Raw genomic sequence first — 1,223 nt, forward strand, 5'->3', positions numbered from 1 at the left:
GTGCTCGCGTCAAGATCCTCGCGCAGATCGTCGGGCAGCACGGCTGCGATCTTGGCCAACGCGTTGGCGGCGGCGGCCGAGAGACGCTGGTCCGGCTGCCTGGCGACCCAGCGCGAGCCGAGCACAATGGCTTCGATCTCCTCGTCGCTGAACATCAGCGGCGGCAGCATGAAGCCGGGCTTGAGCACATAACCCAACCCCGCCTCACCTTCGATCGGCGCGCCCTGGCCCTGCAGCGTGGCGATGTCGCGGTAGAGCGTGCGGATCGAAACGCCCGTCTCGTCGGCAAGCATGTGCCCGCTCACCGGCCGGCGATGCCGGCGCAAGCACTGTATGAGGTCGAGCAGGCGTTCGGAGCGGGACATCGAGCAGATTTGCCTGTTTCTTTGACATTGGTCCATCGCCGGCAGACATAAACCGGAGAGGCCGACCTGTCGGACTTGGTTGCGAAGCCGGTTGCCCTATGTCAAAAGCGGCCACGCCGTTCGGAGTTGCCCCCGCTTGAAGTCTTTTCGCGACAAACGCCGCGACAACCGTCCACATCCATCCGCCAAGAGTGCGGCGGACGTGTCACGCCCGCGTCCCGGCCAGGCTCCTGCCAGACCGGAAGCGCCACCGCGCGAGCGCCATGAGGCGAAGACGGAAAATCGTTCCGAACCGAACTCGGCGCCGCGCATCCTGGCCCGCCGCGAAGGCGCTCTGCCCGCCGAACATCTTCCCGTGATCCTGGAAGTGGCGCCCAATGCCGATTATGCGCTGCTCGACAGCGGCACCGGCCAGAAGCTCGAACAATATGGCCCCTACCGGATCGTGCGGCCAGAGGGTCAGGCGATCTGGCAAAAGGCATTGCCGGCAAAGGAATGGGAGCGCGCCGACGCCGTCTTCACCGGAGACACCGACGAGGAGGGGATCGGCCGCTGGCGTTTCCCGAAGCTGCCGCTCGGCGAGACCTGGCCGATGAAGCATGACGGCATCGACTATCTCGGCCGTTTCACCTCGTTTCGTCATGTCGGCGTCTTTCCCGAGCAGGCCTCCCACTGGGACCACATGGCCGGGCTGATCGCGGCGGCGAAGCGGCCGGTCAAGGTTCTGAACCTGTTCGGCTATACCGGTCTCGCTTCCTTGGTGGCGGCTCGCGCCGGTGCCGAGGTCACCCATGTCGATGCCTCGAAGAAGGCGATCGGCTGGGCCCGCGAAAACCAGGAGATGGCCGGCCTCGGCAG

At 65.8% G+C, this 1,223-nt stretch carries 2 protein-coding genes; one reads left to right on the forward strand and one right to left on the reverse strand.

Annotation, left to right across the window (positions count from 1 at the left end; translation table 11 throughout):
- A partial coding sequence (locus tag EN969_RS31785; RefSeq protein ID WP_127419770.1) for an HTH domain-containing protein occupies positions 1–365 on the reverse strand: 365 nt, incomplete at its 3' end.
- Positions 366–501: 136 nt separating this feature from the next.
- Between EN969_RS31785 and EN969_RS31790 the strand changes: the two genes are divergently transcribed.
- Positions 502–1,223: class I SAM-dependent rRNA methyltransferase (locus tag EN969_RS31790; RefSeq protein ID WP_127419771.1), on the forward strand; the 722-nt coding region annotated here is incomplete at its 3' end.

It is taken from the genome of Mesorhizobium sp. M7A.F.Ca.CA.003.01.2.1, assembly GCF_003998945.1.
Taxonomy (GTDB): Bacteria; Pseudomonadota; Alphaproteobacteria; order Rhizobiales; family Rhizobiaceae; genus Mesorhizobium; species Mesorhizobium ciceri.